Origin of the sequence: Bradyrhizobium jicamae, assembly GCF_018130215.1 — a bacterium.
Lineage (GTDB): Bacteria > Pseudomonadota > Alphaproteobacteria > Rhizobiales > Xanthobacteraceae > Bradyrhizobium > Bradyrhizobium jicamae_A.
In genome coordinates, this window is sequence record NZ_JAFCKQ010000001.1 from 391,479 (window position 1) to 412,681 (window position 21,203).

The window sequence follows — 21,203 nt, forward strand, 5'->3', positions numbered from 1 at the left end:
GCTTCACCCCGCCGCCGGCAGTGCCTTCTCCGCGTCCGCGCTCCACGGCCGCTCCGGTGACGCCAATCCGATCAGGCGGCCCTGGATGAAGTCGCAGCCCCACTCGCGCAGCATCGCGGCGGCCTCCTCGTCCTGCACCCATTCGGCGACCGTCTTGATCTGCAGGCGCCGCGCCAGATCGATCAGCGTCTGCACGAAGGCGCGGTCATCCGAAGAGCGCGCAATATTCTGCACGAAGGCGCCGTCAATCTTCACGATGTCGACGCCGAGCTTGCGCAGATTGCGGAACGAGGTGTAGCCGGCGCCGAAATCGTCGATCGCGATCCGGCTCCCGAAGCTTTTGAGCCGCGTGATGAAGCCTCTGATATCGTCGATATCCTGGATCGCGACCGTCTCGGTGATTTCGACGATCAGCCTCTCGCCGACGCCGGGATGCGCGTGCATCAGGGCTTCGATCGTGGTCCACCAGTCCGGATCCATCGTGGTATCCGGCGAGATGTTGAGGCTGAGCTGCACCCCGGGCGCCGCCGCAAGCTCCGCGACGGCGAGTTCGAGGACCCGGTGATCGACCAGCCGGATCAGGCCGAGCCGCTCGGCGACCGGCACGATATCTGGCGCAAGCAGCGCCTGTCCGTCGTCCTGCTCCATCCGGACCAGGCACTCGTAGAACGCCGGCTGCCGCGAGCGCGCGTCGACCACGGGCTCGAACCCGACCACGATCCGCCGTTCGTTGAGCGCAGTGACGATCTCGTCGGTGACGCGGATGTTGACGCGGCGCTGGGCGTCGCGCTCGACATTCGGCTTCCATAGCGCGAACGATCCGGCGCGCCGGCTCTTGGCGGCGTCCAGCGTCTCCTGGGCGCGGTTGACCGCCTCCTCCGCCGAGCGCGCGTGGCGCGGGATGGTGACCGCGCCGATCGAGGCCGTGACCGACACCGGACCGGATTTGGTCGGCACCACATCGTCGCGTACCGCGGCGAGGAAACGCTCGGCCGCGCTATTGGTATCGTCAACGGTGCAGTTGCGCAGGATCAGGCCGAACTTGTTGCCGGAGAAGCGGCCCAGCACGTCGCCGCTGCGCAGCCGCGCGCGGATCCGCTTGGCGATCTCGGCAATGACGGCATCGGCGACGTCGAAGCCGAAGGCGTCATTGATCCGCGCCAGATGATCGATGCCGATCAGCATGAAGGCGCAGGAGGAGCGGAAGCGCGCGCACTCCTCGATGGTCTCGGCCAGCGAGGCGATCAGGTGGGTGCGATTGAGCTCGTTGGTCAGCGGATCGCGTTGCGACAGCTTCAGGAGCTGCTCGTCGCGGGCATGGCGCTCGTTATTGACGCGAACGATGCCCTGCACGCGGGCCGGTTTGCCGTCGGGGCCGGCGAACCGGCAGCCGGTTTCCTCGATCCAGATCACCGGCGCCGACATCATCGCGCGCACGCCATATTCGATCCGGTACGGCACCGCCTCGCCGCTTCCTGCCGCGGGCTGGGCGAGCACGTCGGTCCGAACCGCGCGCGGCGGCTCGATCAGCCGGGCGAGTTCGGCGCCGCTCGATATCTGCTCCAGCGGGATGCCGGGAAAGACCACCGAGACATTGTCGCTCCAGACGATCGCATCGCTCGCCAGATCCCAGGCGAACGTCGCCTGGCCGAGCGAGGCGAGGATGCTGGAAGCGGGCGGGACAGCAGGCATCGAACTGGCCTCGATTTGAGACACCATCGGGTGATTCTGTGTCTCAAAGATAATGGTTCCGACGAATCCGACGCTAGGTGAAGTTGATAAATAATCTGGAAACCACGTTTGAAGCAGCCGCGGAACGGATCGGGCCCGGCCGGCATAGCCTTTGCCATGAGTAGGTCATGGAGGGGCATAGCGTCCCAAAACGTGACAATTCAACCGGACCTTCACCATGCTGGACATCGATCAGTCGGAAGTTCTGGACGACGAGATCAACGATCGCGCGACCACCTGCACCGATCTCGTGCCGCTGGCCACGACCACGCATTGGGCGCCCAAGATCCCGCTGCCCCACGCAGATCCGTCCTTCGTCACCCAATTGATCGCGACCGCGGAACGCGAACCGCAGACCCGCGGACTGCGGCGGGGATCGCTCGCCGATGCGCAGAGCGCCTACGGCCCGCATCCCTGTGAGCGCCGCAGCGTAGCGCGGCGCACCCGACAGATCGTCTAGGAGTGCTTTCAGGAGCGCGGCGGCGCGTCCGACGACGGCTGATGGCCCGGCTGCAGATCGGGCGCCGCGACGGCGGGCTGCGTCGGCTTCGGCGCCCCCTGGTCCAGCAGCACCGATTCAGCGACCGACGCTGCGGCCGGCACCTGTGAAGCTGCCGGAGGAATGACGGGCGCCGGTGCGCGCGAAGGCACCGGCGTGATGACTTCGGGCGCAGGCGCGGGTGGCGCCGCCTCCGCCGTGGGCTCGGCCTTGCTGGCGCGCACCGAAGGTGGAGTGGTAACGGCCACCGCACGGCGGCGCGTGCGCAGCGCAATGCCGGAGATGAAGTCGACCAGGGCCAGCAGTGTCAGCAGGCAATAGGTCGAGTTGCCGAATTTCGGCCAGAGCAGGAATTCGGCGGCCGCCGCGCCGAACACGATCAGCGACAGCAGATGATCGGTCAGATATTTCGCGCCGGGCCGCGCGCCCTTGATCACTTCGAGCAGCAGCAGCAGCACGCCGGCTGCCAGCAGCATGTCGTTCAGCGCGACCGGCCATTGCTCGCCCGACATCAATGTCACCCTGAGCAGCGGGTCCGTGAAGGACAGGCCGGGCATCAGGAAGACGATGATGTTGTAGACCGCGAGCGGAATCAGGAGCAGCGGAAATCCGACCATCGGGGCTTGCGCCTTATCTCAGGAAGAACCGGGCAAAGCGGCGATGCTGTCGGCCCCGCCGCGGACGCGCCCCTCTTGACCGCACTCGTTGGCCGAATTCAGGCGCGGCGCCGCCGGATCGCAGCGCCCGGGCCGAGCGTCCGATCAGGACTCTTTCTTGGCCTTCAGGACCTGGCGGCCCTTGTACATGCCGGTCTTCAGGTCGAGATGGTGCGGACGGCGCAGTTCGCCGGAGTCCTTGTCCTCGACATAGGTCGGGGTCTTGAGCGCGTCAGCCGAGCGGCGCATGCCACGGCGCGACGGCGAGGTTTTTCTTCTGGGAACGGCCATAGCGGTGTCCTCTAGGGTGTTGCGGAGGCATCGTCCGAAATGCGGACGCGCGCATAGCGCTTCAGGGCGCAAGCTGCGATGCCGGTAAGGCCGCGCTTATAGAGGAAGGGGCTGGGTAAATCTAGGGTGCGATACAGCAAAAAGCGTACGAAATCGGCTCAAGAGCCGCGATTTTCGCTCCAGCAACGCCGCACTTTGTTGGCCCTGGCCATGTAGGTTCCGGACAGGCGGCGGACGCCGGGACCCGGGTTCCGGGCGCTCCTTTTGACCGGATTCGGCAGGATCGCCGCCAAAAGTGCCGCATCGCGCGGCGACAATGCCGCGGCGGAACGGCCGAAGGCATATTGGGACCCCGCCTCGGCACCAAACTGCCCGGACGGCCCCATTTCGGCGATGTTGAGGTAGATTTCCAGAATCCGTTGCTTCGGCAGCATGAAATCGATCCAGAGCGCCAATGGCAGTTCCAGGCCCTTGCGGATCATGCTGCGGCCTGGCCACAGGAACAGATTCTTGGCGACCTGCTGGGTGATGGTCGAGCCGCCGCGTGCCACCTCACCGTCCTCGGCGTCATCGATTACCTCGCGCAGCGCTCCCCAATCGACGCCCTTGTGCTTGCAGAAATGGGCGTCCTCCGAACCAACCACGGAGCGCGGCAGATAGGGCGAAATCTCGCCGAAATCGACCCAATGGCGCGTCACGGGGGCGCCTGTCAGGGTCCGCCAGGCCATCAGCACCGAGACCGGATGGCCGGTGCGGTAGAACGGCGTCACCAGATAGGGCAGCAACAACAGGACCAGCAAGAGCAGCAATAAAATTCGGACGATGCGCAAAACGGCCCTTTCCGGCTCGGACACGGTCCGCGTCAGCCCCGAAAATGGCCGGCGCCACTTGATGTCTGCTGATAATTCACGGTTTTTCCAGCACTTTTAAGGCGCGTTCCCTCGCGGGGTGGAATTGACGAAGCCGGTGCCATCAACGATTGTCCGGCCGAAAATCGATCTGGAGCAATTCTTGATGACGACCGGTACTACAGAGTTTTCCAAGCGTCTGGACCAGACCGCTGACGATACCGAGGCCCTGCTTGCGAAATTGCTGTCCGATGCGACCGTTTCGGACGAGATCGTGCGGCCGAAGCGACTGATCGAGGCGATGCGCTATTCCAGCCTCGGCGGTGGCAAGCGGCTGCGGCCGTTCCTTGTGGTCGAAAGCGCCGCGGTGTTCGGGGTTCCGCGGCAGGCGGCGCTGATGGCGGGGGCCGCGCTCGAATGCATCCATTGCTATTCGCTGATCCACGACGATCTGCCGGCGATGGACAATTCCGACCTGCGCCGCGGCCGCCCCACCCTGCACAAGGCCTATGACGACGCCACCGCGATTCTCGCCGGTGACGCGCTGCTGACGATCGCCTTCGACATCATCACCCGCGACGAGATTCACAAGGACGCCAATGTCCGCCTGCTGCTGACCCGTGCGCTGGCGCGCGCCTCCGGCATCGGCGGCATGGCTGGCGGCCAGATCCTCGACCTCGCCGGCGAAGGCCGGTTCGGTGACCGCGAGCCGGTCGATGTCGCCCGCCTGCAGCAGATGAAGACCGGCGCGCTGCTGCGCTTCGGCTGCATTGCCGGTGCGATCCTCGGTCAGTCTTCCGAGAGGGAGTACCAGGCGCTCGACGATTACGGCAAGGCACTCGGCGAAGCGTTCCAGATCGCCGACGACCTGCTCGATGTCGAGGGCGATGCGGCCGCACTCGGCAAGCCGGCCGGTGCGGATGCGGCGCTCGGCAAGACCACCTTTGTCACGCAACTCGGCATCGAGGGCGCCAAGCAGCGCGTGCGCGACCTGCTGGCGCGCGCCGACGCCGCGCTGTCCGTGTTCGGCGCGCGGGGCGACGTACTGCGCGCGGCGGCGCGTTTCGTCGCCGAACGCAAGAACTAGCCGCGGACGCCGGCAGCCGATGGACAAGGACTTCAACGACCGCCTTGTTCGTTTCAGGAAACTGCCGATGCCCCTGCGCGTGGTCGTGGGGCGGCCGCGGACCTTCGTCTCGGTCGCCGTCGGCATTGTGTTCGCGCTGCTGGTCCCGGATTCGCACCGCTTGGTCACGCGTCTGCTGACCGGCTGGGACGCGTTCGCCGCGCTCTATCTCGTGCTCGCCTACGCGATGATGCTGCGCTGCGATGCCGGCCATATCAAGCGCCGCGCGATCGTGCAGGATGACGGGCGCTTCCTGATCCTGCTGCTGACCGCGCTCGGCGCGTTCGCGAGTCTCGCGGCCATCGTGTCCGAGCTCGGCGCGTCGAAGGGCAATCCGATGGCGCTCACCATCGCAGTCGTCACCATCGCGCTGTCATGGAGCGCAGTCCACACCGCCTTCGCGCTGCATTACGCCCACGATTTCTACCGCGGCAAGAAGCCCGGCGGCCTGCAATTCCCGAGCGGCGACGAGCATGCCGATGCCGACTACTGGGACTTCGTCTATTTCTCGTTCGTGATCGGCATGACCGCGCAGGTCTCCGACGTCGGCATCACCGACAAGATCATCCGCCGCACCGCGACGGTGCACGGCATCGTCTCGTTCGTGTTCAACACGGCGCTGCTGGCGCTGATGGTGAACATCGCGGCGAGCGCGATCTAATTGCAGACCTGCACATTGCCGACGCCGGCATAGGTCGGGACGCCGCCGCCGCCGCGATACTCGATATGACAGCCGTGCAGGAGCGGCTTGCAGCCGGTGTTGTCGCAGACGATCTTGCCGCGGTCCCGGTCAGCCTCGCTCCTTGCGCTCGCGCTCGCCTGCGGGCGCGGCATTGCCGCTGACGGCGCCGGCGGCTCTCGCTCCGGACGCAAGGCGCGCTCGCGCCGCGGCGCACGGTCGTCGGTGTCGCGCTTAGCAGCCGGCTTCTTCTCGCGCCGCTTCTCGCACTCATTGTCGTCGTTGAGGAACGAGCCTTCAGCACAGACGATCCTGCTGCAACGGTCGCCATCGGCCCGGTATCCGTGCTCGCAGACCAGCGGACAGACACGGGACTGCTTCAGCTTCACGGCGTCGAGCGTGTCGAGGCTTGCGGTCCTGGCATCAAGCCTGGTGCCGGCATAGCGGTTGAACTGGGCCAGCGATCGCTGCGAGGCAGCGTTCCAGTCACCATCGGCGGCCGTGGTCAGGCAGCCGACGCGGCGCAATTCGGTCTGCACGGACTTGACGATGTCGGCTTGCGGCGACCCGGCCGTCAGTGCCGCGACGGTCGTCGTCTTGTCGGCGGGCGCAGGCGGCGGCACAGCTGCCGCGGCCTGACCGGCGGCAGCCTTGTCGGCGGCGAGTCGTTTCTGCTCGGCGGCCGCGGCCTGATCCTGGGCGGCCTGCTTGGCCTGCTCGGCGGCAAGCCGCGCCTGCTCCGCAGCCTTCGCGTCCGCCTCGGCCTTGGCCTGCTGGGTTTTCTGCGCGCCCTCGGCAACCAGCCGCGCCCGCTCCTGCTCGGCGATCCGCGCCTTCTCGGTGGCCGTGACGCGCGCGTCCTCCGCGGCGAACTTCTCGAGTTGCAGCCTGGCAAGGCTTGCGTAGTAGCCGCTCGGGTACTGCGCCAGGAAGGCGTTCATCGCGCTCTTGTTGCCGATCTGCAGCGCGAGCTCGTAGTCGCGGCGGGCCTCCGACTGCGGCGTGGGCGCCGCCGCGGCCGGCGCAGCGGCAACGGGCGCGGGCTTGGCGGGCGCGGGAACCAGCGACACGTCTTCGCCGCCGAGCGAGCCATAGACAAACGGCTCCTGCCGGTTGTTGGTGGTCTTCAGCACATCGTCGCGCACATAGCCGAAGGCACGGCGGACATCGAGGCCCGGCGTCGGCAGGTATTTCGACAGTGCCAGCGTGAACGGGCTGTTCTTGCCGTCGCCATCGGCCGCGGTGGAACCGGCCTTCGCGGAGTAGGCGATCAGGACGTTCGGGCTGGTCGGCTCGACCTTGGCGAGGCCCTGCCCGATCGCACGCGTCGCCAGCGTCCGCTTCATGCTCTTGGCGAAAGGGTTGTCGCGGCAGGCATCGAGGATCACCAGCCGCAATTTCCGGGCCGGCTCGATCGCCACCAGGAGGCGGTCGAGCGACAGCGCCTCGTCGTAGACGTCGGTATCGCGCTCCAGCCTGGCATCCACCGGGACCAGGTAGTTAGCGCCGTCCACCTCGATGCCGTGACCGGCGTAATAGACCACGGCGATATCGGCATCGCGGGCGTGGTCGCCGAATTCACGCAGGGCGCGGCGGGTCTCGACGGCCGAGAGATCGCGGCGGAAGTCGACAAAATCGAAGCCGGCGGCCTTCAGCGTCGACGCCATGACGGACGCGTCGTTGACCGGGTTCGGCAGCGCCGCGACGTTCTGATAGGCGGAATTGCCCATCACCAGCGCGACGCGCTTTTCGGCGAAGGCCGGCTGGCATGCGAGAAGCAGCACGGCCGCGACGGCAACAACAAATCGATGCAATCCAGAGCCTTTAGGCCTATCCATGGCTGCGCTTCCAGAATTCGCCATCCCTGGCACACTGACTTGACTATCAGAAACGGGCGCCGGTCATTGTGAGGCGCCTCACGATCCGCGGCGGCAGACCATACCACCTGATCATTAGTCGGCGAATTCGGCGGCTGGTTCGCGCCGCCATGGCGCAAATGGAGCAGCCTGGGAGCACGAACTGGCCCGACGCGGATTTATTCCGCCGGCCGCGTCACATGCTCCTGAAATTGCGGCAGGTCGTCCGTGATCGAATACCACGGCGCCTTGGAGCCGACGAAGATATGCGCGCTCGGCCGGATCGATGGCTGATCGCACAGCGTGCCCATCGTGACATGGACGAAGGCGCCGTCACGCACGACCGAATAGAGCAGCGAGCCGCAATGGCGGCAATGCGCGTCGTGGGCATCCACCTCACCGTAGATCATCAGGTTATCGGCGCCGCTGGCGACGGCAAGCCCCTCGCGCGCGATCCCCGCGAACGGCTTGAACGCGGAACCCGTGGTGCGCCGGCAGTTCGAACAGTGACAATTGAGCGCATAGGCAAATGCGTCTGCGACCTGATAGCGCACGGCGCGGCAGTAGCATTCACCGGCAAGCATGCGGACGTTCGGATTGGCAGATTGATTCACGGCGCGCTCCTCACGCGGAATTTTGCCGCCGCCCATGGCGCGGTCAGGCGCTTCATGGCTTAATCCTAGCAGAGCATGATCCTGCCGGGAGGACCCAGCCCATGAGCAACGAACGATCCAGCGTCGAAAGCGTCGTACAGACCTATTTCGATGGCCTTTACGAGGGCGACGCCGACAAGCTTGGCGCGGCCTTCCATCCCAGCGCCGACCTGCGCTGGGTGGAGAAGGGCGAGTTGAAGGTCCTGACGGTGCCGGACTGGCTCGCCTGGGTGCGCAAACGGCCTTCGGCGAAGGCCGAGGGCAAGCCACGCGAGGATTTCATCGTCACCATCGACCGCTCCGACGACAACACCGCCTTCATCAAGGTGCGCTGCCAGCTGCCGCCGCGCTACTTCACCGACTATCTGGTGGCGATGAAGCTCGCCGACGGCTGGCAGATCGTCTCGAAGTCCTATCGCTACGACCTGCGCGATTGATTGCAATCGCCTGGACCACGGCCCTGTGCCATGACCGGAACGGCCGGCGGCCGCCGGCTGCATTGACTGGCGGGGATTTCCGGGCGAATTGAGCCGGTCATGGAAGCCAGGTTTCAGATCTTTCTCATCCTGCTGGGCGTGCTGGCGGGAACCGCCCTGCTGGCGCGCCGGGTCAATGTCGCGCCGGCGATCCTGCTGCTGCTGGTCGGCATCGCGCTGGCCTTCGTCCCGGGCATTCCCTCGCTGGAGCTGCCGCCGGAACTCGTGCTGCTGGTCGTGCTGCCGCCGCTGATCTATTCGGCCAGCGTCGCGATGAGCTGGCGCGAATTCAAGGCCAACCTGCGGCCGATCATCCTGCTCTCGGTCGGCTGCGTGATCTTCACCGCCTTCATGGTCGCGGCTGCGACGCACTATCTGATCGGCCTGCCCTGGAACGTCGGCTTCCTGCTCGGCGCCATTGTCGCGCCGCCGGACGTGGTCGCGCCGCTGGCGATCGCGCGCAAGCTCGGAATGCCGCGCCGGATCCTGGTGGTGCTCGAGGGCGAGGGCCTCGCCAACGACGCGACCGCGCTGATCCTCTACCGCTTCGCGGTGGCGGCGATCTCGACAGGGCTGTTCTCGCTGCCGCAGGCCACCGGCACCTTCTTCGTCATCGTCATCAGCGAGGTGCTGTTCGGCGCAGGCGTCGGCTGGCTCAGCCTGCGCGCCCGCCGGCGCGCCCACGATCCGCAGGTCGAGATCACGCTGTCCCTGATCACGCCCTATCTCGCCTACTGGATTCCCGAGCATTTCGGCGGCAGCGGCGTGATCGCAACCGTCGCCTGCGGGCTCTATATGAGCTGGAACGGGCCGCTGCTGATCTCGGCTGCGACCCGCCTGCAGGGGATATTCTTCTGGGACCTGATCATCTACTTGATCGAGGGCCTGCTGTTCCTGCTGACCGGCTTCCAGATGCGATCGCTGTTCGAGAAATCGAAGGCGTTCCCGCTCGACGACATCCTCGCCGCCACCGCGCTGGTCGCCGTCATCGTGATCGTCGCGCGCTTCCTCTGGGTGTTTCCGGGCACCTATCTGCCGCGCTGGATCAGTTCCCGCGTGCGCGAGCGCGATCCGCTGCCGTCCTGGCGCGCGGTGTTCGTGGTGGCCTTCACCGGCGTGCGCGGCGCGGTTTCGCTCGCCGCCGCGCTCGCCCTGCCGCTGACACTGCCGAATGACGATCCGTTCCCGTACCGCGACCTGATCCTGTTCGTCGCCTTCGGCGTGATCTTCGTCACCCTGGTCGGGCTCGGCCTCGGGCTGCCGCCGGTGGTGCGCTGGCTCGGCCTTGCCAGCGACGGACGCAGCGAGGATATCGCCGAGCATGAGCAGGAGATCGCCGCGCGGCGCGAGGCGCTGGCGGCCGCGCTGAAATCGCTCGACGCCATCACCGACGACCGCGAACTGTCCGACGAGGTGGTGAAGCTCCTGCGTTCCCGGCACGAGATCCGCATCAACCAGCTGCCCGACACGCTCGATCCCGACAGGCACGACGTCTCCGCGACCGGCACCGAGCTGACACGCGAGTTGATCGCCTCGGAACGCAGGTTCATCCATGCCTTGCTGCGCGACGGCAAGATCACCGACGAGTCGCGCCGCCGTATCGAGCGCGATCTCGACCTCGAGGAGGCGAGCCTCGCCAACCGCGAGTACCGGCGGATTCCGCTGTAGCCCCGACAGTGGTGATCATTCCGCGGCGGCATTCTGCCCCGGACCACCGACGAACCCCGCGGGATCACCGAAACGCTCGATCATGACCGCGGCGAGGTCCTTGGTCTTGGTGGTCACGCAGGCGCCGGAGCGCACGGTGTAGCGATCCTGTCGACCGGCGTGCGGCGGGGCTTCGCCCTTCTGAAGCGCGCGTGCGGCATCCATCACCAGCTTGCGGAAGTGCAGGATGCCGAGATCGGTCGGGCCGAGATGCTCGCGGGTGCGGTCGGCGATCGGGCCCTGGCTGTCCTGCACCGCGGCGTCCTGCTCGGAGACGCCCTTGATGCCGGTATAGCTCCTGGTCCGCTGCAGCTTGCGGTCGATCAGATAGTCGTTTCCCTTGTTGCGCAGCGGCACGTAATTCGCGTCGACGACGGCCATCACGCCGTTGCCATTGGCATATCCCTCGCGCTCGGCCTCGGTCAGCGGACGGTCGGGATTCCACGCATAGGTGTAGATCCAGCAATTGGTGTCGGTCACGGGCACGAAGGTCTGGCCGAACATGTTCTCGCCCGGCATCGAGCTCGGCGCATATGAATGGAACGGCATCAGGAACTGGGCGATGCGCCAGTAGATGTTGTCGGAGCCGGTGAGCCGGCCGCCCGCGACCGTCAGCCCGGCGTCATGCGGATTGATCTTGATCACCGGCCGCGGATCCTCGGCGATCCAGCGCATGTGATCGGTCGCGACCCGGGTCAGCGGGTTGATGAAGTGCTTCTTGATGTCGAGGATCTCGTTCTCCTCCTTCTCGAAGGAGAGATGCGCGAAGGTGAAATGCGCGGTGTCGATGGAGCCTTCCACCGCCTGCACCCAGTTGCAGTCCTGCCACTTCTTGGTGACGAAGCGGTGTGATGCGGGCAGCAACGCCATCTCCAGCGCCGGCAATTCCGGCATCAGCTCGACGGGGCCCATATACGCCCAGATCATCTCACCCCATTCGCGCACCGGATAGGACTTGATGCGGATCAGGTCCTTGGCGTTGAGGTCGGGATACGAGGTCGGCATGTCGACGCAGCGGCCGTCGGTGTCGAACTTCCAGCCGTGATAGACGCAGCGGATGCCGCATTCCTCGTTGCGGCCGAGCCAGAGATTGGCGCCGCGATGCGGGCAGTATTGGTCGATCACGCCGACCACCCCGCGCGAGTCGCGGAAGGCAAGCAGCTCCTCGCCCATGACCACGATCTTCTTCGGATCGCTGTCCGGCTCCGGCAGCTCTTCGGAGAGCAGCACCGGGATCCAGAACCGGCGCAGCAGCTCGCCCATGCCTGTCCCTTCACCTGACTCGGTGAGGAACTTGTTGTCTTCTGCGCGAAGCATGGACGACCTCCCGATATTGTTCTTGTCTCAGTTCGTAGTGCCGCAATCCGTCACACCGGCCGCTCTCCCTTCACGGTCACGCGCGTGCCCGAGCGGGTGTGCGGCCAGTAGTCCCACATCGCGCGGTGCTGGGCGCAGCGGTTGTCCCAGAATGCGATCGCATTCTCGGTCCAGCGGAAGCGGCACTGGAACAGCGGGTTCTCGGCGTGCTGGTAGAGATAGGCGAGAACGGCGTCGCTCTCGTCGCGGGGAATGCCCAGGATGAAGCGGGTGAAGCCGCGGTTGACGTAGAGCGCCTTCTTGCCGGTGACCGGATGAGTGCGGATCACGGGATGCTCGGCGCGCGGATAGCTCTGCTTGTCCGCGACGCCGTAATTGGCATAGAGCCCGCGATAGGTCTGCTCGCCGTCATGCAGCGCCGTGAGACCATCCAGATAGGCCTTCATGCGATCCGACAGCGCCTCATAGGCCGCATACATGTTGGCGAACAGCGTGTCGCCGCCGCGTGGAGGGCACTGCCTGATGTAGAGGATCGAGCCCATCGGCGGCTCGAGGTCGCAGGACACGTCGCTATGCCAGCCCTCGCCATTGGCACGCGGGGAATCCTTGTCGGCGTGGATCCTCATCAGCGCCGGATCGCCCTCGTTCGGCGCGGCCGGATGCACATGCAGCTCGCCGAACTTGCGGCCGAAGGCGAGATGCTGCTGCGGGGTGATGTGCTGGTCGCGGAAGAAGATGACCAGGTTTTCGGCGAGCGCGCGGTGGATCTCGTCCATCTGGCGGTTGGAGCGCGTCTCGTCATCGACGAGCCTGCCGATATCGACGCCCGAGATTTCCGCGCCGATGATCGGCGTCAGCTTTTCGACGCCGATGGTCTCGAAGGGCTCGGTGGAGTCGGCAGCGTGCCGATAGCGCGGGCCCTGCTTGCCGGACAAAGAGCTCATGGGCGGTCTCCCGATGGTTCTTGTTTTGACCATCGTAGCCCGGATGGAGCGAAGCGCAATCCGGGATCAGCCCATGCATGGCGGCAGTGTCCCCGGATTTCGCTTCGCTCCATCCGGGCTACGATCACTGCGCCGCTTACTCCGCCGCCCCCGCGCTCTCCGGCAGCTTGGCGCCGCTGCCGTACTTCTGGTCGATATAGTCGATCACCAGAGCCTTGAAGTCGGCGGCGATGCCGGGGCCACGCAGGGTGCGGAACTTCTTGCCGTCGACGAAGACGGGCGCGGCCGGCGCTTCGCCGGTGCCAGGCAGCGAGATGCCGATATTGGCATGCTTGGATTCGCCGGGACCGTTGACGATGCAGCCCATCACGGCGACGTTGAGCTGCTCGACTCCGGGATATTTGGTCTTCCAGGCCGGCATCTCGTCGCGGATGAAATCCTGAATCGAGCGCGCCAGCTCCTGGAACGTGGTCGAAGTGGTGCGGCCGCAGCCCGGGCACGCAGCAACCAGCGGCACGAAGGTGCGGAAGCCCATGGTCTGCAGCAATTCCTGCGCGACCTGAACCTCGAGCGTGCGATCGCCGCCGGGCTCCGGCGTCAGCGAGATGCGGATGGTGTCGCCGATGCCCTGCTGCAGCAGGATGCCGAGCGCGGCCGAGGAGGCGACGATGCCCTTCGAGCCCATGCCGGCTTCGGTCAAGCCAAGATGGATCGCGTAATCCGAGCGGCGCACGACTTCCTGATAGACCGCGATCAGGTCCTGCACGGCGGACACTTTTGCCGACAGGATGATCTTGTTCTTGGGCATGCCGAGCTCTTGGGCGCGCGCCGCCGACAGCAGCGCCGACTGCACCATGGCCTCGCGCGTCACGGCGCGGGCATCCAGCGGATTCGGCGAAGCGGTGTTCTCGTCCATCAGCTTGGTGAGCAGCTCCTGGTCGAGCGAGCCCCAATTGGCGCCGATGCGCACCGGCTTCTTGTTCTTGTTCGCGATCTCGATGATGTCGGCGAATTGCGTGTCGCGCTTGTTCTTGAAGCCGACATTGCCCGGATTGATGCGATACTTGTCGAGCGCCTCGGCGCAATCGGGATACTCGGCGAGCAGCTTGTGGCCGATATAGTGGAAATCGCCGATCAGGGGCGTCGTGATGTCCATCTTGCGCAGGCCGTCGCGGATGTGCGGCACGGCGGCGGCCGCCTCCTCGCGGTCGACGGTGATGCGCACCATCTCGGAGCCGGCGCGGCTGAGCGCCGCGACCTGGGCGATGGTGCCCTGGACGTCGGCGGTGTCGGTGTTGGTCATCGACTGCACGACGATCGGCGCACCGCCGCCGACGGCGACGTTGCCGACCATCACTTGCGTGGTTTGGTGCCGGGCCTTCGGGCCTGCGATGTCGTCCTGCGGCAAAATCTCGGGCTTGTTCATGGCGTCTCGAATATCAGGTTTTGGTGACATTCACCAAGGGGGACGGGGGCCTGCGCGACTGCTGGCCAAGGGGGCAGGTTTCCGGAGTGAATTCAAAAGCTTATGCCGCCGATTGGGCCGCAACGCAAGCCATGCAACGGCGTCCTGCATGACCAGCTATATTGGACCGGATTTCGATGATTCAAAGGGCAAAGTCGCGGCTTTTCATGTGCGCCGGGGCATCTTAGCATTGGTTTAAGAAAACTCGTCGGAGGGGTCCAATGGCAGACCATCGCGAGCTGATCACCACGGCGGAACTCGCCGAGATCCTGACCCGGCCGGATCTTCGGCTGTTCGACTGCACAACCTATCTGGAGCCGGCGCCCGAAGGCAGCGGCGTTCCGTACATCGTCGTTTCCGGCCGCCAGACATTCGAGGCCGTGCATATTCCGGGCGCCAATTTCCTCGATCTGCAGGCCGAATTCTCGGATCCCCGCACCGAGCTGCGCTTCATGATGCCCCCGGTCGGCCAGCTCGAGGCGGCGTTCGGCCGCCACGGCATTTCGGCGCATCACCGCGTGGTGCTGTATTCGATCGGAACCGCGATGTGGGCGACCCGGTTCTGGTGGATGCTGCGCGCGCTGGGTTTCGACGGCGCCTCGGTGCTCGATGGCGGCATCGACAAATGGACCGCCGAGGGCCGTGACATCGAGACCGGCCTTGCCGGCGGCTATCCGCAGGCAACCTTCACGGCGCGGCCGCGGCCCGGCATGTTCGTCGACAAGCACGACGTGCTCGCGGCAACCGCGGACAGCAACACCGTCATCGTCAATGCGCTCGGCCCGCAATTCTTCAAGGGACTGGAGCCGAGCCGCTACGGCCGGCCGGGCCGCGTCCCCGGCAGCGTCAGCGTGCCGGCCGCTACCCTGATCGATCCCAAGCGCAAGACCTTTGCTTCGGCAGCGGATGCCGAAGCGGCTTTTGCGGCACAGGGCATCACGAAAGACAAGCGCGTCATCGCCTATTGCGGCGGCGGCATCTCCGCGACCATCGATCTGCTGCAGCTGCATCGGCTCGGCTACGACAACCTCACGCTCTACGACGGCTCGATGGGCGAATGGGCCAAGGACGCGTCGCTGCCGATCGAGACGGGGTAGCGGAGGCGCGCAGGCTCTCTCCATCTGTCGTCCCGGCGAAGGCCGCGACGACATCGAATGTGTTGCGCGGCTTGTGAGTCATAAGCCCGCATTCTCGCGACATGAACCGTCCGAGTTTTTGCATTCATTCGCCCTCTCCTTGAATAGAGGGCGCAGGGAAAGCCGGGTGCCGATCGCACCCATGGGCCCGGTGCAAAAAAGGTAGCACCGGGGTAGGACCACAGGTGTAACCGGAGCAATCCGGCTTTCCCTGCGCGATGGGTTACGGCTTATACGTGCTCTCCCCGGCGAGACTGGGCTTGCTTGTCACCGTCGCCAGCGAGAGACATTGCCCTCGCTGATGAGACACCTGCCACCAGGGCGTCAGGCCTGCACGATTTCGCCGTCCGCTGCATTCGCTCTCGTCAGTCACGCATGCAACGTCCACCGCATCCCACCGCGCGTTCGTGACGTGCGCTCGCCCCTCATCCGGGTGAGACGGATGAATCCATACACTGATTTGCCATTACGATAAACCGAAATATTTTTGCAATGGGGGCTTGCCCCGTCGGGCAAATCAGTGATTGGCACGTCAGGAAGGCACCGGCGGATACCTGACTAGCGTGCTCGCCTCACCATCGTTCCGACACGCGCGCCAGGCTGACAACAAGAGTTCACGCCGGCACGTTCGGGTCCGGCGTCACCTTGGGGTCGGGCTTGTTGACCAGATAAAGACCGGCGATCACCAGCAGGGCGGCGACGCCGAACACCGGGGTCAGGGTGTCGTGCATGACGAGATAGGCTGCGACCACGCCGAACAGCGGCGTGATGAAGGTGAAGGCCGACAGCTTGCTCGGCGAATAGGTCTTCACCATCGCAAACCAGATCACGAAGGTGCAGCCGACCACCCAGATCGACTGGTAGGCCAGCAGCGAGAGCGACAGCGCGCCTGGCATATGCGTGATGCGCTCGCCCGCGATCCAGGACGCAAGCCCGAGGATCGGGATCGAGACCGCGACCTGGTAGCCGAGCGCCTTTTCCGGCGCGGCCTTGCGCAGGGCGGTGCCCTTGGCGACCAGCGTGGTCGCCGCCCACAGCGCGCCGCCGCCGACCACCATGAGGTCGCCGAGCAGTACCTTTGCATCGACATTCGGCTGCGGCACGCCGATCGCGAGGGCAACGCCCGCAAAGCTCAGCGCCAGCCCGCTCCACTGCGTCTTGCTCAGGCGCTCGCCGAGGAACTGGTGCGAGCCGAGCGCGACGAAGAACGGCGCGGTGTAGAGGAAGACGGCTGCGCGCGAGGCCGAGGTGAAGACGAGCCCGAAGAAGATCAGAACGAATTCGAGGCCGAACATCAGCCCGGCGGCGAGGCCGGGTTGCAGCGTGCCGTCGCGCTCGAAGAACTTCACGCCGCGCAGCCGGCCGACCAGCAGCATCACCGGCAGCGCGCAAGCGGAACGGATCATCGCCTGCAGCATCGGCGGCACGTCGGGCAGCGCAAGCTTGACCGCGACCTGGTTGAAGCCCCAACTCACGCACAGCATCAACATCACTGCAATCGCGCCGGGCGGCAGCCCGTGGCCGACGCTGACGGGGCGGGTTGGGTTGGCTGAGATCACTTGGGTCGACATGGTTCCTCGCGGCCGGCTTGGCGCCGTGTTGTTGTCAGTTGGTTAGGCTCCCTCGCCCCGCTCTTGCGGGGAGAGGGTTGGGGTGAGGGGCCGTCTCCGCAAATTCGAGAGAGAGTGTGCGGAGAGCCCCCCACCCGAAATTCGCTGGCGCGAATTTCGACCTCTCCCCGCAGGCGGGGCGAGGTGACTCGAAAGCGGCGCCGGTTAGCCGAACCCATCCCGCATCACTTCTGGCAATGCGCGCACGTGCCGGCGATCTCGACGACGGAGAGCTTTGGGATGAACCCCGACGCCCGCGCCGCCGCGGTCAGGCTTTGCGCGACGGGAGCGGCCGGAATCTCGCCGACCGAGCCGCAATGGTCGCAGATCAGGAACGCCACCATCGAGGTTTCGTCGTGGTCATGCGCGCAGGCGAGGAAGGCGTTGCGACTCTCGATGCGGTGGACGAGGCCGTTCTGCATCAGGAAGTCGAGCGCGCGGTAGACGGTAATCGGTGCCGGGCGCGGCATCGACTTGGCCAATTCGTCGATCACCTCATAGGCGCCGAGCGGGCGGTGGCTGGACGACAGCGCCTGCAGCACCTGGCGGCGGATCGGGGTGAATTTCTGGCCCCGGCGGGCGCAAACCTGCTCGGCATGGGTCATCGCATCAGCGGCACAGCGGCCGTGATCATGATCGGGGGCAGGAAACGTCGGCTTCGCGAGGCTCATTTGCCCGGAATGTAGCATTTTTGGGCCCGTTCCCAAAGCCCGCCGGGCACGCTTGTTCGCCCAAAGCCGCCCAAGCCATGTGCGCGGTGCGGGGCAGCCTCCCGTTAACCCGCCATGAAGAAACCATAAGCAAGCTTATAATATCGCAAGCTTATGGAGGCAGGATTTCCCATGCGCGGTTCCGTGGACGCGAACTTTCTGTTTACGCTTGGCGAGGTGTTCCGCCTGATCCGCGTCTACGCCGACAAGGAGGCTGCGCGTTACGGCATCACCCGCGCGCAGTGGGGCGTGCTGGCCAAGGTCGAGCGCAACGAGGGCATGAAGCAGACCGAGCTCGCCGAGCAGCTCGAGGTGCAGCCGATCACCCTGACGCGATTGATCGACAAGCTCTGCGACAGTGGCTGGATCGAGCGCCGCAGCGACGAGAACGACCGCCGCGTCAACCGCCTCTACCTGAAGAAGGCTGCGCGCCCCTTGCTCGGCAAGCTGGCCGGCCTCCGCTCCGAACTCACGGCGACTGCGCTCGAGGGCATCAGCCCGGCGGACGCGCATCGCCTGCTCAACCAACTGGACCAGATCAAGGACAACGTTCGCAATGCCATCCAAAGCCCAGCCAGCGAGCCCTCGCGAAAGGAACAGCGCTATGGCTGAACCCATCCTCAAACTCGCGCCTGAGCAGAAGAGCAATCCGGGAGAGCACACTCCCCCGGTTAAGGCCGGCCGCGCGCCGCGCCGTCGCCTGATGGCCGGCCTGCGTCGCTATCGCCGCGTGCTGCTGCTCGTCGTTCTGCCTGTTATCGCTGCGATCGGCGGCCTCGTGTTCTATCTCAATGGCGGCCGCTATGTCGGCACCGACGACGCCTATGTCGGTGCGCAGAAGGTGCTGATCACGCCCGAGATCTCTGGCAAGATCGACAAGATCGTCGTCAAGGAAGGCCAACACGTCAGGAAAGGCGACGAGCTGTTCGAGATCGACCCGGTGCCTTACCGCCTCGCCGTCGACCAGGCCAAGGCGGCGCTCGACCAGACCCGGACGAGCTATGACAATCTGGTCGACAACATCAAGATCAACACCAGGATGCTCCAGTTCGCCGAGCAGAGCATCGAGCTGAAGAAACGCGACGTCGAGCGCAAGTCGACGCTCGCCAAGCAGAATTTCGGCTCGCAGCTCGATCTCGACAACGCCGCCAACGCGCAGGTCACCGCCGAGAGCCTGGCGCAATACATCCGCCAGCAGATCTCCAACGCCAAGACGCAGCTGCTCGGCAATGTCGATCTGCCGGTCGAAAAGTTCCCGCCCTATGCCCAGGCCAAGGCCAAGCTCGACGACGCAGAGCGCAACCTCGACCACACCGTGCTGCGCGCGCCGATGGACGGCGTCGCGACCCAGGTCGACCAGATCCAGCTCGGCCGTTTCGTCGCCGCGGGCTCGCCGGTGTTCTCCGTGATCGACGTCGAACATCCCTGGGTCGACGCCAATCCGAAGGAAAGCGATTTCACCTATGTCGCGGTCGGCCAGCCGGTCGAGCTCGACGTCGACGCCTTCCCCAACCACCTGTTCAAGGGCACGGTCGGCTCGCTTTCGCCGGGTACCGGCGCGCAATTCGCGATCCTGCCGCCGCAAAACGCCACCGGCAATTTCGTCAAGGTGGTGCAGCGCGTTCCGGTCCGCATCTACCTCGACAAGGACGACCCGTTCGTCCGGAAGCTGAAGGCGGGCATGAGCGTCTATGCCACCATCGACACCAACCATCGCCGCTCGCTGGCCGGCCTGCTCGGCCTCGCGCCGGCGGCTGCGCATCAGGATCACGACCAGGAATAGGATGGGATCCGGTCGCATCAGCGGCCGCGAAGACTGTGTGCTCCCACTCCCGCTTGCGCGGGAGGTGATTCCCGACATGTTCGACAAGACGAAGCGAGACCGAACTGAATGACCGCACCGTCACCATCCGCCGTCCCCGGCCTGCGCCGGAACATGGTGACGATCTGCGCCATGACGGCGACGATCATGCAGGCGCTCGACACCACGATCGCCAACGTGGCGCTGCCCTACATGCAGGGCTCGTTGTCGGCCTCGCAGGACCAGATCAACTGGGTGCTGACCTCTTACATCGTTGCGGCCGCGATCATGACCGCGCCGGTGGGGTGGATCGCCAACCGTTACGGCCGGAAGCGCATCTTCATCATCTGCTCCGCCGGCTTCACGATTGCGTCCGTGCTGTGCGGCCTCGCGCAGGACATCAACCAGATGGTGCTGTTCCGCCTGCTTCAGGGCGTGTTCGGCGCCGCGCTGGTGCCGCTGTCGCAGGCCGTGATGCTGGACTCCTACGCGCTGCATGAACGCGCCAAGGCAATGTCGATCTGGGGCATGGGCGTGATGATGGGCCCGATCATGGGCCCCTCGCTGGGCGCCTGGCTGACCGAGACCTATTCCTGGCACTGGGTATTCTTCGTCAACCTGCCGTTCGGCGCGTTCACCGTGCTCGGCCTTGCCGTCTTCATGGACGAGACCAAACAGAACCTCGATCTGAAGTTCGACTGGTTCGGCTTCTCGGCGCTGGCGCTCGCGATCGGCTCGCTGCAGCTCGCGCTCGACCGCGGCGAGCAGCTCGGCTGGCTGGAATCCAACGAGATCATGATCGAGTTCATCGTCGCAGGCATCGGCTTCTACTTCTTCCTCGCGCACTCGCTGACGACGGAGCGGCCGTTCATCCAGTTCGCGCTGTTCAGGGACAAGAACTTCCTCGGCGGCTGCGTGTTCATGACCGTGATGGGCCTCGTGCTGTACTCGACCATGGCGCTGTCCTCGCCCTACCTGCAGAACGTGATCGGCTATCCGATCATCACCGCGGGCCTGTTGTTGGCGAGCCGCGGCTTCGGCACCTTCGTGGCGATGATGCTGGTCGGCCGCCTGATGCGCTATATCGAGGCGCGCACGCTGATCATCTCCGGCCTCAGCCTGACCGCGGCCTCGCTGTTCCGGATGACCGGCTGGACCGACATGACCCAGGCGCCCGAGATCATCGTCGTCAGTATCTTCCAGGGCTTCGGCTTCGGCCTCGTGTTCGTGCCGCTGTCGACGGTGTCGTTCATGACCCTGCCGGGCCAGCTGCGCACCGACGGCACCTCGATGCTGACGCTGTTGCGCAACGTCGCAAGCTCGGCCGGCATCTCGATCGTGATCGCGCAGCTCACCGAGGGCGGGCGGCGGATCTACGCAAAACTGTCGGAGCAGATCAATCCGTTCAACCACGCGCTGCAGATGCCTGATGTCGCCAGCATGATGAACCTCAACACCGACGCCGGCCGCGCAATGGCCGACAAGATGGTGGCGGCGCAGTCGCAGATCATCGCCTTCTCGCACGACTACATGCTGGTGATGCTGTTCATCCTGGTCTCGATCCCGCTCGCGATCATGATCGGCTCGACCAAGGCGGCGCTCCGCCAGCAGACCGCCGCCGCCTCGGATCATGCCGCGGTGATGGAGTAGGACCAAGCCTTCGCCGGGACGACGCTGAATCAGGCACGCCTCCCCCTA

At 65.5% G+C, this 21,203-nt stretch carries 20 protein-coding genes; 9 read left to right on the top strand and 11 right to left on the bottom strand.

The window, feature by feature from the left end; genetic code table 11:
• Nucleotides 1-3 precede the first annotated feature (3 nt).
• Nucleotides 4-1,692, bottom strand: coding sequence for a bifunctional diguanylate cyclase/phosphodiesterase (locus tag JQ586_RS01825; protein WP_212392766.1), 1,689 nt, complete (start codon nt 1,690-1,692; stop codon nt 4-6).
• A gap of 217 nt (nt 1,693-1,909) precedes the next feature.
• Here JQ586_RS01825 and JQ586_RS01830 point away from each other — a divergent pair, with 217 nt between their 5' ends.
• A complete protein-coding gene (locus JQ586_RS01830; protein WP_212392767.1) occupies nt 1,910-2,191 on the top strand; it encodes a hypothetical protein in 282 nt (93 codons plus the stop codon).
• Between the two features lie 8 nt (nt 2,192-2,199).
• On the opposite strand, the gene JQ586_RS01835 is transcribed toward JQ586_RS01830, so the two are convergent.
• The 3 genes from JQ586_RS01835 to mtgA form a co-directional block, all read right to left on the bottom strand.
• Nucleotides 2,200-2,847, bottom strand: a complete 648-nt coding sequence (locus JQ586_RS01835) for a hypothetical protein (RefSeq protein ID WP_212392768.1) — start codon at nt 2,845-2,847, stop codon at nt 2,200-2,202.
• A 144-nt stretch (nt 2,848-2,991) separates the two neighbouring features.
• On the bottom strand, nt 2,992-3,177 hold the full coding sequence (gene rpmF / locus JQ586_RS01840) for a 50S ribosomal protein L32 (RefSeq protein WP_044536294.1): 186 nt from the start codon (nt 3,175-3,177) through the stop codon (nt 2,992-2,994).
• Nucleotides 3,178-3,335: 158 nt separating this feature from the next.
• Nucleotides 3,336-4,007 carry a monofunctional biosynthetic peptidoglycan transglycosylase gene (gene mtgA / locus JQ586_RS01845; RefSeq protein WP_212392769.1) on the bottom strand — a complete coding sequence of 224 codons (672 nt, stop codon included), beginning with the start codon at nt 4,005-4,007 and terminating at the stop codon, nt 3,336-3,338.
• 184 nt (nt 4,008-4,191) lie between these two features.
• Between mtgA and JQ586_RS01850 the strand changes: the two genes are divergently transcribed.
• Together JQ586_RS01850 and JQ586_RS01855 are read left to right on the top strand one after the other, a co-directional pair.
• Complete coding sequence (locus tag JQ586_RS01850) at nt 4,192-5,112, top strand: polyprenyl synthetase family protein (RefSeq protein ID WP_212392770.1); 921 nt, start codon at nt 4,192-4,194, stop codon at nt 5,110-5,112.
• Nucleotides 5,113-5,131: 19 nt separating this feature from the next.
• Nucleotides 5,132-5,812: a DUF1345 domain-containing protein gene (locus JQ586_RS01855; protein ID WP_212392771.1), complete on the top strand. Its 681-nt coding sequence runs from the start codon at nt 5,132-5,134 to the stop codon at nt 5,810-5,812.
• On the opposite strand, the gene JQ586_RS01860 is transcribed toward JQ586_RS01855, so the two are convergent.
• Nucleotides 5,809-7,668, bottom strand: coding sequence for a caspase family protein (locus JQ586_RS01860; RefSeq protein ID WP_212392772.1), 1,860 nt, complete (start codon nt 7,666-7,668; stop codon nt 5,809-5,811). The two genes, JQ586_RS01855 and JQ586_RS01860, sit on opposite strands and share 4 nt — an antisense overlap.
• Before the next feature lie 197 nt (nt 7,669-7,865).
• Nucleotides 7,866-8,300 carry a GFA family protein gene (locus tag JQ586_RS01865; protein WP_409410948.1) on the bottom strand — a complete coding sequence of 145 codons (435 nt, stop codon included), beginning with the start codon at nt 8,298-8,300 and terminating at the stop codon, nt 7,866-7,868.
• Nucleotides 8,301-8,401: 101 nt separating this feature from the next.
• Between JQ586_RS01865 and JQ586_RS01870 the strand changes: the two genes are divergently transcribed.
• A complete protein-coding gene (locus JQ586_RS01870; protein WP_212392774.1) occupies nt 8,402-8,776 on the top strand; it encodes a nuclear transport factor 2 family protein in 375 nt (124 codons plus the stop codon).
• A gap of 99 nt (nt 8,777-8,875) precedes the next feature.
• Entirely contained in the window at nt 8,876-10,483 is a 1,608-nt protein-coding gene (locus tag JQ586_RS01875) for a Na+/H+ antiporter (protein ID WP_212392775.1), read from the top strand.
• A 15-nt stretch (nt 10,484-10,498) separates the two neighbouring features.
• On the opposite strand, the gene JQ586_RS01880 is transcribed toward JQ586_RS01875, so the two are convergent.
• The 3 genes from JQ586_RS01880 to ispG all read right to left on the bottom strand — a co-directional run bounded on the left by JQ586_RS01880 (nt 10,499) and on the right by ispG (nt 14,209).
• A complete protein-coding gene (locus tag JQ586_RS01880; protein WP_212392776.1) occupies nt 10,499-11,839 on the bottom strand; it encodes a Rieske 2Fe-2S domain-containing protein in 1,341 nt (446 codons plus the stop codon).
• A gap of 50 nt (nt 11,840-11,889) precedes the next feature.
• Nucleotides 11,890-12,783 carry a TauD/TfdA family dioxygenase gene (locus JQ586_RS01885; protein ID WP_212392777.1) on the bottom strand — a complete coding sequence of 298 codons (894 nt, stop codon included), beginning with the start codon at nt 12,781-12,783 and terminating at the stop codon, nt 11,890-11,892.
• Between the two features lie 136 nt (nt 12,784-12,919).
• The gene (gene ispG, locus JQ586_RS01890; protein WP_212392778.1) at nt 12,920-14,209 is read right to left on the bottom strand and encodes a flavodoxin-dependent (E)-4-hydroxy-3-methylbut-2-enyl-diphosphate synthase; all 1,290 of its coding nucleotides are present in this window, start codon (nt 14,207-14,209) and stop codon (nt 12,920-12,922) included.
• 260 nt (nt 14,210-14,469) lie between these two features.
• Between ispG and JQ586_RS01895 the strand changes: the two genes are divergently transcribed.
• Nucleotides 14,470-15,345: a sulfurtransferase gene (locus JQ586_RS01895; RefSeq protein WP_212392779.1), complete on the top strand. Its 876-nt coding sequence runs from the start codon at nt 14,470-14,472 to the stop codon at nt 15,343-15,345.
• Nucleotides 15,346-15,998: 653 nt separating this feature from the next.
• Here the strand turns inward: JQ586_RS01895 and JQ586_RS01900 are convergent.
• Nucleotides 15,999-16,955, bottom strand: coding sequence for a DMT family transporter (locus tag JQ586_RS01900; RefSeq protein ID WP_409334456.1), 957 nt, complete (start codon nt 16,953-16,955; stop codon nt 15,999-16,001).
• 224 nt (nt 16,956-17,179) lie between these two features.
• Nucleotides 17,180-17,665, bottom strand: coding sequence for a Fur family transcriptional regulator (locus tag JQ586_RS01905; protein ID WP_212392780.1), 486 nt, complete (start codon nt 17,663-17,665; stop codon nt 17,180-17,182).
• 171 nt (nt 17,666-17,836) lie between these two features.
• Here JQ586_RS01905 and JQ586_RS01910 point away from each other — a divergent pair, with 171 nt between their 5' ends.
• The 3 genes from JQ586_RS01910 (at nt 17,837) to JQ586_RS01920 (ending at nt 21,155) form a co-directional block, all read left to right on the top strand.
• The gene (locus JQ586_RS01910; RefSeq protein WP_249147191.1) at nt 17,837-18,316 is read left to right on the top strand and encodes a MarR family winged helix-turn-helix transcriptional regulator; all 480 of its coding nucleotides are present in this window, start codon (nt 17,837-17,839) and stop codon (nt 18,314-18,316) included.
• On the top strand, nt 18,309-19,487 hold the full coding sequence (locus JQ586_RS01915) for an HlyD family secretion protein (RefSeq protein ID WP_212392782.1): 1,179 nt from the start codon (nt 18,309-18,311) through the stop codon (nt 19,485-19,487). Before JQ586_RS01910 ends, JQ586_RS01915 begins: the two co-directional genes overlap by 8 nt.
• A 108-nt stretch (nt 19,488-19,595) precedes the next feature.
• Nucleotides 19,596-21,155: an MDR family MFS transporter gene (locus JQ586_RS01920; RefSeq protein ID WP_212392783.1), complete on the top strand. Its 1,560-nt coding sequence runs from the start codon at nt 19,596-19,598 to the stop codon at nt 21,153-21,155.
• Nucleotides 21,156-21,203 lie beyond the last annotated feature (48 nt).

Coding starts and splice junctions, on each gene's coding strand:
- JQ586_RS01825 (WP_212392766.1), bottom strand. CDS start 1,692: ATGCCTGCTGTCCCGCCCGCTTCCAGCATCCTCGCCTCGCTCGGCCAG.
- JQ586_RS01830 (WP_212392767.1), top strand. CDS start 1,910: ATGCTGGACATCGATCAGTCGGAAGTTCTGGACGACGAGATCAACGAT.
- JQ586_RS01835 (WP_212392768.1), bottom strand. CDS start 2,847: ATGGTCGGATTTCCGCTGCTCCTGATTCCGCTCGCGGTCTACAACATC.
- rpmF (WP_044536294.1), bottom strand. CDS start 3,177: ATGGCCGTTCCCAGAAGAAAAACCTCGCCGTCGCGCCGTGGCATGCGC.
- JQ586_RS01850 (WP_212392770.1), top strand. CDS start 4,192: ATGACGACCGGTACTACAGAGTTTTCCAAGCGTCTGGACCAGACCGCT.
- JQ586_RS01855 (WP_212392771.1), top strand. CDS start 5,132: ATGGACAAGGACTTCAACGACCGCCTTGTTCGTTTCAGGAAACTGCCG.
- JQ586_RS01860 (WP_212392772.1), bottom strand. CDS start 7,668: ATGGATAGGCCTAAAGGCTCTGGATTGCATCGATTTGTTGTTGCCGTC.
- JQ586_RS01870 (WP_212392774.1), top strand. CDS start 8,402: ATGAGCAACGAACGATCCAGCGTCGAAAGCGTCGTACAGACCTATTTC.
- JQ586_RS01875 (WP_212392775.1), top strand. CDS start 8,876: ATGGAAGCCAGGTTTCAGATCTTTCTCATCCTGCTGGGCGTGCTGGCG.
- JQ586_RS01880 (WP_212392776.1), bottom strand. CDS start 11,839: ATGCTTCGCGCAGAAGACAACAAGTTCCTCACCGAGTCAGGTGAAGGG.
- JQ586_RS01885 (WP_212392777.1), bottom strand. CDS start 12,783: ATGAGCTCTTTGTCCGGCAAGCAGGGCCCGCGCTATCGGCACGCTGCC.
- ispG (WP_212392778.1), bottom strand. CDS start 14,209: ATGAACAAGCCCGAGATTTTGCCGCAGGACGACATCGCAGGCCCGAAG.
- JQ586_RS01895 (WP_212392779.1), top strand. CDS start 14,470: ATGGCAGACCATCGCGAGCTGATCACCACGGCGGAACTCGCCGAGATC.
- JQ586_RS01900 (WP_409334456.1), bottom strand. CDS start 16,955: ATGTCGACCCAAGTGATCTCAGCCAACCCAACCCGCCCCGTCAGCGTC.
- JQ586_RS01905 (WP_212392780.1), bottom strand. CDS start 17,665: ATGAGCCTCGCGAAGCCGACGTTTCCTGCCCCCGATCATGATCACGGC.
- JQ586_RS01910 (WP_249147191.1), top strand. CDS start 17,837: ATGCGCGGTTCCGTGGACGCGAACTTTCTGTTTACGCTTGGCGAGGTG.
- JQ586_RS01915 (WP_212392782.1), top strand. CDS start 18,309: ATGGCTGAACCCATCCTCAAACTCGCGCCTGAGCAGAAGAGCAATCCG.
- JQ586_RS01920 (WP_212392783.1), top strand. CDS start 19,596: ATGACCGCACCGTCACCATCCGCCGTCCCCGGCCTGCGCCGGAACATG.